Origin of the sequence: Mesorhizobium sp. M2E.F.Ca.ET.209.01.1.1, assembly GCF_004010375.2 — a bacterium.
Lineage (GTDB): Bacteria > Pseudomonadota > Alphaproteobacteria > Rhizobiales > Rhizobiaceae > Mesorhizobium.
On record NZ_SADP02000853.1, the window covers coordinates 1 to 315 of the forward strand.

Annotated in this window: 1 protein-coding gene; it reads right to left on the reverse strand. The window is 67.0% G+C overall.

The genetic code is table 11. The features are described from left to right. Positions 1-21: 21 nt before the first annotated feature. The coding region (locus tag EN852_RS38200; RefSeq protein ID WP_135879862.1) for an aldo/keto reductase at positions 22-315 on the reverse strand (294 nt) is incomplete at its 5' end.

Genomic DNA, 315 nt, shown 5'->3' on the forward strand with positions numbered 1-315 from the left:
GTCAGCTTATCTCAAAGGCAGTTACGCCTTCGGCACGAACGGCGCGGGACGGCGGCCGGCGTTTTGCCGCTCCAGCATCCAGCCGGGATATTCGGCGGGCAGGGCGCTCACCTCATCGAGCCTGGCGAGATCGTCGGCGTCGAGCTTCAGGCCGGTCGCCGCGAGGTTCTGCTCGAGCTGGTCCATGCGGCTGGCGCCGATGATGACGCTCATCACGAACGGTTTTGCCAGCACATAGCCGAGCGCCACCGTGGCGACGCTGACGTCATGCTTCTTCGCGACCTCGCGCATGACCGCAACCGCCGCCCAGGCGCG